The sequence below is a fragment of the Neochlamydia sp. AcF95 genome (assembly GCF_018342455.1).
In the GTDB taxonomy this organism is placed as follows: domain Bacteria; phylum Chlamydiota; class Chlamydiia; order Chlamydiales; family Parachlamydiaceae; genus Neochlamydia.
In genome coordinates, this window is record NZ_JAEMUC010000012.1 from 1 (window position 1) to 7,096 (window position 7,096).

6 protein-coding genes and 1 pseudogene are annotated in these 7,096 nt (G+C 37.2%); 5 read left to right on the forward strand and 2 right to left on the reverse strand.

The features are described 5' to 3' along the window. The 3 genes and pseudogenes from NEOC95_RS00730 to NEOC95_RS00740 form a co-directional block, all read left to right on the forward strand. Nucleotides 1-198, forward strand: a pseudogene (locus tag NEOC95_RS00730) (hypothetical protein); the annotation flags it as partial. Between the two features lie 128 nt (nt 199-326). Further along, nucleotides 327-917 carry a GNAT family N-acetyltransferase gene (locus tag NEOC95_RS00735; protein WP_166154304.1) on the forward strand — a complete coding sequence of 197 codons (591 nt, stop codon included), beginning with the start codon at nt 327-329 and terminating at the stop codon, nt 915-917. A gap of 734 nt (nt 918-1,651) precedes the next feature. Further along, a complete protein-coding gene (locus NEOC95_RS00740) occupies nt 1,652-1,855 on the forward strand; it encodes a DUF378 domain-containing protein (RefSeq protein ID WP_166154306.1) in 204 nt (67 codons plus the stop codon). A gap of 494 nt (nt 1,856-2,349) precedes the next feature. On the opposite strand, the gene NEOC95_RS09665 is transcribed toward NEOC95_RS00740, so the two are convergent. Beyond that, a complete protein-coding gene (locus tag NEOC95_RS09665) occupies nt 2,350-2,709 on the reverse strand; it encodes a phosphatase PAP2 family protein (RefSeq protein WP_166154314.1) in 360 nt (119 codons plus the stop codon). A 403-nt stretch (nt 2,710-3,112) separates the two neighbouring features. Then, nucleotides 3,113-3,598 carry a DUF6314 family protein gene (locus NEOC95_RS00750; RefSeq protein WP_166154308.1) on the reverse strand — a complete coding sequence of 162 codons (486 nt, stop codon included), beginning with the start codon at nt 3,596-3,598 and terminating at the stop codon, nt 3,113-3,115. 503 nt (nt 3,599-4,101) lie between these two features. Between NEOC95_RS00750 and NEOC95_RS00755 the strand changes: the two genes are divergently transcribed. Together NEOC95_RS00755 and NEOC95_RS00760 are read left to right on the forward strand one after the other, a co-directional pair. Continuing rightward, nucleotides 4,102-4,545 (forward strand): hypothetical protein, encoded by a 444-nt coding sequence (locus NEOC95_RS00755; RefSeq protein WP_166154310.1) that lies wholly within the window; start codon nt 4,102-4,104, stop codon nt 4,543-4,545. Nucleotides 4,546-4,655: 110 nt separating this feature from the next. Further along, nucleotides 4,656-6,674 carry a thioredoxin domain-containing protein gene (locus tag NEOC95_RS00760; protein ID WP_213150996.1) on the forward strand — a complete coding sequence of 673 codons (2,019 nt, stop codon included), beginning with the start codon at nt 4,656-4,658 and terminating at the stop codon, nt 6,672-6,674. The last annotated feature ends 422 nt before the right edge of the window (nt 6,675-7,096 follow it).

Consider the following 7,096-nt stretch of genomic DNA (forward strand, 5'->3'; position numbering starts at 1 on the left):
GGGGGGGGGGGGACTAAAACAGATGAGGTGGCCCATATTTGGGAAAAATGTGGAGCAAAAGCTAGAACGAACAACCCTCAGCCATGCAGGCAGCTCGCTATAGAAAACGGCCTAGGTTGGCTACATGGTGAGAAGCCAACAGGAGCTAAGGCAAAAGAAGGATCGGCTATTCAAAAAAAGATGAACCATCTATGTTAAAAAAATGGTTCAAAGGTATGTGTTTTTCTTTGGAAGCTAAGGAAAAAATGAGGAAACAGTTCCTATCTAAAGGGCTAGATAGAAAGATGTATCTCAAGAAATAGTTCAAAAGCGATTAACAGAAATATATGGCAAGTAAAATAGTCATCCAAACAAAACGACTTATTCTACGTTCTTGGATAGAAAATGATTTAGAAATTTTTGCTCAACTAAATGCCGATGAGCGCGTTATGGAATATTTTCCTTATAGGCTAAATAAGGAAGAAAGCGATCAAATGGCAAAGCGCATGCAAGCTAAGATTGAGGCAAAAGGTTGGGGATGCTGGGCCGTTTCTCGTCTAGATACACAGAAGTTTATTGGATTTATAGGTCTGAATACAGTGGATAAACCTACTTTTCCTCTTCATTTTGCTCCTTGTACAGAAGTAGGATGGAGATTAGCTTATGAGTCTTGGGGCAGGGGATACGCTACAGAAGGCGCAGAGGCATGCCTTAGATATGCTTTTGAAACATTAAAGCTTGGTGAAATTGTTTCATTTACAGCTGCTCAAAATCTTCGTTCTATGGCCGTGATGAGAAAAATTGGAATGCATCATAATCCCGCTGAAGACTTCAATCATCCCAGGATCTCAGAGGGCCACTGGCTAAGAAGGCATGTCTTATATCGATTAAAGGCAAGCGAATGGCAAAAAATGATAATAGGTAAGAAAGATAAATAGTTAAAGAAGAGAGGGGTTAGAGATTAACAGCACTTTTTTTCAATTTATCTCATTTTTTTCTGCGCTAACTCATGTCGAAAGGATTGTACAATTTTTCTATGATTTTCTTTGCTATAGCTATGAGAATGTCTAAAATGCAGTCGGCTATTTATTTGTACAACCGAGCTTTTCTTATTTTGTATATTTGCCTGCTCCTAAGGATTGTTTGCTAAGGATATTAGCTATCCACCATCTTCTAAATAAGCTTATCGATTGTTTCTTTATATATAAAAATGCTTATTTAGTTTTGCTTAAAGTTTGCATTTAGCTTCTTCAAACGACGAATATGTCTATAGAAAAGCTCTTTCCGAAGAACACTTTTTTCTTAAGCGGTACTTAAAAAAAATTTAAGGAAAGCGTTAGCGCTTTCCTTTCTTTAAAATCTCCTAACATACGTTTGGTAGAGAACATTTTTAAGTTTAGTCAGCTATCTTAAAACTAGTTGTTAAAGCTGATTTTTCTATTTCCTTGCCACCTTATACTTTTTTGTAAATAAAGAGCAATTTTTGATCATTATTTAAGCCTCAATTTTATTTTTAAGATTTAATCTAAGCTAAGTGGAAAGCAAAAGGTACCTTAAGGTCACAGGAGATCAAGCAAAGAAATTCGTTTGCTCTTATAAAAAAAATAGTGAATTTATAATAGCAAATATATAAGTTGATTTACGAGCTTAAACCTTAACCTAAGGAGAGAATATGAAAACATTAGACATTGTTACAGCAATTTTACTAGCAGTTGGAGGTCTTAATTGGGGTTTAGTAGGGTTATTCGACTTTAATTTGGTTGAGTTTGTCTTTGGTCAATTCCCTGCAATAGCAAAATTAATTTATGCCCTTGTGGGAGGAGCTGCTGTCTATCAGCTTTTCCAATGGAAAACGCTCAAAAGTTGTTGTAGATAGAATTTTTAGAGAATAGTAAAAAGAGATATAGTAAATTTACTAGGCGCTAGCCCTCTATTATAAAATTAAATAGAGTAGCAAAAATTTTACTGCTTCAATTAACGTATCCCTGCAAGGTATGTAGGGATACGCCAGGATGGCTGAGGGTAAGGGGAATATAGAAAATTTCTCCCTAAGCAAAAAATCATAAATTTGCCTAGCCTTTATTAAAATCCAAAGCCAACACTCTAAAATTTTTACTTAAAAGATAAAATTCATGTTATTGCGGTCAATGAAAGGTTCTTTTATCTGTCTAAAAATAAATTTAAAATGATAGGCTTTTGAGTAGCTCTTTATGCAAACATATACTTATGCTTAATAAAGAGCATGTTTATAAAGAAAGGACTGGCGATAAGGATTAATACACTTTTAACCCATCTAAACAAAGATTATTTAGACCGTATAATTAAAAGACTAACAACGGGCATTATTTGATCAATTATTTAGGAAAGATTTTAAAGCCTGGGTATTGTTAGATAGCTGATCGTACTAGCTAAAGCAGCTCCTACCAGCACATCGTAAGGCCAGTGAGCTTTTATAAGCGCGCGGCCGATTGCTACTCTTATAGCGGCAAGATAGGAAAACGCAACAGCTGGGGAGAGGATAGAATGGCCATATCTTACGATCAAAAAGGCAGGGCCTAAAAAAGCTGCAGCTGTGTTGTCTGAGGGAAAAAAGCGATTGCTTCCCGTCGGCCGTTCTTCAGGAACGCTTCTTTTTAAAATTTCTAAACAAATCTGGGTAATGAGGGTGGAAAGAGCCAGCCAGCCAAAACTTTTGCAATCTTTTTGGAGGAGAGCATAGCTGCCTGAAATAACTTAAAGGGTTACCTCGCCGATATCAGTATAAGCTGCAATCTATGAACGTTGGCAGGGATTAATAGTTGGAAGGTAAGAACTAAGCATATTTGGTTGAGCTCCACCTGCTGGCTTAAAGTATTCTATGTTTGGATAAACATTCAGCTAAAAATTCCTTAAGTTAAAGATGGCTGGAGATTTTTTTAACTTTTAGCTTGGCTAGGGTAGCATCTATGAAATTTTGTAAAGAAAAAGAATAAGGTAAAAAAATCTTTTCTATCTTAAGTGATTACAGCTGCTATGAAAAGTGGGTCATACTTTTCTCTGTTCTAGCAAAGGCTTTTTTCGTGGAAAATTTTTAATCTACGAATGAACGAGTGCTAGAAAAAGCTTATTACTTGCTTCTTATTTAAATAAGCGATTAGAAATAGGAGTAATCGATCTGCTCGTCTTTGCGCGGCCCCTTTATTCTCCAGGCTAACTGGAAGCCAAAGGGTTCAAAATAAACCTTACCGGAATAGATATCTTGCTTACAAAAGTAGGAATTTAAAGAGGATAAAAGGTGTGGATTAGAAGGAACTAAATGAAGGAGGAAGATTGGCCGGCTTGCTCCTTGCCGCAAATGTTCTAAAGAGATTCTGCAAGCTTTAAGGTCTAATCCCCATTGATATACATTGTAAAAATTAAACTGCATTCCTTGCTGATTATGCCACGTTCCTCTTTCATCAAAGATTAATAGAGTATGACTTTGCTTTGTTACTTTCACTTCCCCTCGTCCTTGCCCATTCCATCCTTTTTCATCGTTTGAGTACGTTTGAGAAATAAATGTGAGCTTTGTAATGCTCTTCAATTTTTTCCAAAATGCCAAAAGTATCTGATGGTTTTGCTCTTGAGTTATAAATGCCATTAGAAAAAATTTACTCCTTTTGCTTTTCCTGTCCACAAACATGTGTGTGGCAAAAGCGTTAAATAATTTATCTAAAAACAACAGAGATAGATATTTCAAAATCCTAGGAAAGTTTAAGTGTGACATATACACAGTTTCATTAGCAAGCAATCCTCTTAAGGATTTTTATGTTGACCCTTAAGATACTTCAAAAATTGGATGAGCTAAAAAGTTTAAGCTTTCTTTTAGAGGATTGAATTTTGATGGGTTCGAAATACATTTTGCGGCCACATCCTACTTTTATTTTCTCTTGCTAAGAGGCAGCAGAGCTCTTTTCTTAGATATTTTATTCGTTTAGCATATAAGAGATTTTTTAAAATGGCTTTTAAAAGTTTTTTATTGTAGCTAGGTAGAAAGATCCTCAAACTGATAAATAACTAGATTATATAAGCTTACATCTTCTAAACTTTTAGCTAAGCAATTAGCTGCTTTTTAATTGTTTTAAAGCAATATGAGAGGTAAAAATGCAGATTTTTCCTGATTCCGCACCCAATCCTCAATCCAAGAAAGAGCAAATTATTGCTTTATTTTTAAAGGGGGTTACCGAGGTGGATGAGATTGCCCGTTTAACAGGAGCTAGGCCGACCTATATAGGTTCTTTGTTGCAAAAAGAAGGGTTAATTAAAGGATATTTTGATTTATATACTTCTAGCCAGTTCTTCATGAATGCTTATTCAAAGAACTTTGCCAATCGGCTAGGCTTTAAAGATTCCCTAGCTGTTCAAAAAAGTCTTAGAGTGCTTACCCGCAATTATAATAAGTTCAAAAAGAGTGGAGATCGCGCTGGACAGCACCATACCTTAATCATGGCACTTACCATGTTCAACCGCGCCCGTTGGATGGGGAAAAATCAAGAAGCAGAAGCTTTTAGCCAATGGCTTATTGAGCATTTAAGCCTAGAAAAATAGCTTTGCCTGCAAGCTTTCTTCCACATTTTAAGGTTCTCTTTTTTTGTAGATAGATTTAAAGTTATTCATAATGAGTCTCAACTATTTACTAAGAGGTGAAAATGTCTAACATGCCCAATCATCTCGCTTCTTCTTTAAGCCCCTATCTTCTTCAGCATCAGTATAATCCTGTCGATTGGTATCCCTGGGGTAAAGAGGCTTTAGAAAAAGCCACGCATGAAGACAAACCGATCTTCTTATCCATTGGCTATTCAGCCTGCCATTGGTGCCATGTAATGGAAAAAGAATCCTTCGAAGATAAAGAGGTGGCAGAACTACTAAATAAGCATTTTATTAACATTAAAGTAGACCGAGAAGAGCGGCCTGATCTAGATCGTCTTTACATGTCGTGCGTGCAAGCAATGACAGGCCATGGGGGGTGGCCCATGTCTATCTTTATGACGCCTAATCTAAAACCCTTTTTAGCAGGCACCTACTTTCCTCCTACTTCCCGCTATGGGATGCCAGGGTTTCGCTCTTTGCTACAGGAAATCATCCTGCAATGGAAACATAATCGCACTAAACTTACTGGTTCCTCGGAAAAAGTTTTTCAATATTTATGGGAAGAAGAGAGCCAACATCAACAATTTCATGGTTCTCTTTCTAATAAGCTTCTCGAGCGGCTTGTAGAAGACTGCCAAAAGGATTACGATTCTGAATGGGGTGGTTTTGGAAAAGCGCCTAAATTTCCTCAGGCTGGAGCGTTTTTTGCCCTTCTGCATCAATATCATCACCACGACCAGCCAGAGAATTTAAAAATGATAACCCATACTCTTGAGCAAATGGCACGCGGGGGTATTTACGATCAACTAGGAGGGGGCTTTCATCGCTATTCTGTCGATGAGAAGTGGTTAATCCCTCACTTTGAGAAGATGCTTTACGATAACGCTCTTTTAAGCCGCTTATATTTGGAAGCCTATCAGCTTACTAGGCAAAAAAGCTTCCTTGATGTTGCTTTGCATACTTTGCAATATTTATTAAGAGAGATGCGCGATCCTTTAGGGGGCTTTTATTCCGCTGAGGATGCAGATTCAGAGGGGGAGGAAGGAAAATTTTATCTTTGGTCTCTTGCTCAAATAGAGGAGAGTTTGCAAGATCCTCAGCTCTTTTGCCATACCTACGGAATAACAAAGGAAGGAAATTTTGAAGGAAAAAATATTTTACATCTTCTTTCGCCTTTAGAAGCCCTCTCATTTCAAGAGCAAGAAAAATTGGCTGTAGATCGTCAAATACTTTTGGAGAAGCGCAACAAACGTATCAGGCCTGGCTTAGATGATAAGATTCTGGTCGACTGGAATGCTTTGCTGATTTCCAGCCTAGCCAAAGCCTACCAAATCACAGGAGAATCGTTATACTTGGAGTCCGCTCAACAAGCAGCACAATTTATTGAAAATAATATGATTCACGAAGGTCAATTGTATCATTTATGGCGAAGAACTTTAGGATCTACACCAGGTTTTTTGGAAGATTATGCTAACTATATTCTAGCCCTTCTAGATCTTTATGAATGTGATTTTAATATAAACTGGTTGGAAAGGGCTCAAAACATGATGGAAAAAATGAGAGTGCTTTTCTGGGATCCTAAAGATAAAGCTTTTTTTGCATCCTCCCTAGCGCATGGCTCGCTTTTGGTGCGTAAAAAAGTCTTTAATGATGATGCTACTCCTGCTGGCAATGCTCATGCAGCCCTAGCTTTTCTTCGATTAGGTAGCTATTATGAACGTAGGGAATATAATCAGATGGCTGAGCAAATTCTTTCTTTGCATGCCACGGCAATGCAACAAGCGCCTAAATGGTATGGCACCCTGCTATGTGCAGTTGATTGCTATCTTTCTTCAATGCAGCAAATCGTCTTGCTAGGAGATGTACAAGATAAAAAAATTCAAAACTTGCTTGCTGTAATTTATAGTGAATATCTCCCTCACAAAGTTGTGTCTTTGGTTAATAAAAGCTCTCAAGAGTTGCCTGTAAACAAAGGTAAGGAAGGCGACCCAGGCACTGCCTTTGTCTGTTATCAACAACGCTGTTTTCCTCCCACTTCAGATCCTAGTAAGCTACATTGCTTATTAAAGGAAGGAGCCGCATTGTGAAAAGCTAAGCTAAATCTTCTTAACCTGTAAGCTATAATGCTGTGGGGGCAAAGCTTTTAAATAGACTGCTAATACAAAAAAAATTTCCTTGAGTCTACACAGATGAGAAAAGTTTGAGCAAAAGACTAAAGAAGGGTAGCTCCAATTTAGGCAAATAAGATGGCAAGTTGAACGAGCCATATCTTGGTTGCAAAGGAAATTGTGGCGCATCTTATAAACTTTTAAGCAGCTTTTTGTGTAATCACACACTTAATAAAAAGTTTGTTTTTACGGAAAAAACCAGGCGGGAAAAAGGTTGATTTCTTTTTTGTTTATATGGGCAGAGTTTCTTTAAAAGGCATTAGCTAGTCCAACCTGATTTACCCTAAAAAACTCCATCATTGCATCAATTTTAAAAAGAAAAAATGTAAATTTCCTTTTAC

Bases quoted from the DNA above. Each gene is read 5' to 3' on its own strand.
- NEOC95_RS00735 (WP_166154304.1), top strand. From the start codon at position 327: ATGGCAAGTAAAATAGTCATCCAAACAAAACGACTTATTCTACGTTCT.
- NEOC95_RS00740 (WP_166154306.1), top strand. From the start codon at position 1,652: ATGAAAACATTAGACATTGTTACAGCAATTTTACTAGCAGTTGGAGGT.
- NEOC95_RS00750 (WP_166154308.1), bottom strand. From the start codon at position 3,598: ATGGCATTTATAACTCAAGAGCAAAACCATCAGATACTTTTGGCATTT.
- NEOC95_RS00755 (WP_166154310.1), top strand. From the start codon at position 4,102: ATGCAGATTTTTCCTGATTCCGCACCCAATCCTCAATCCAAGAAAGAG.
- NEOC95_RS00760 (WP_213150996.1), top strand. From the start codon at position 4,656: ATGCCCAATCATCTCGCTTCTTCTTTAAGCCCCTATCTTCTTCAGCAT.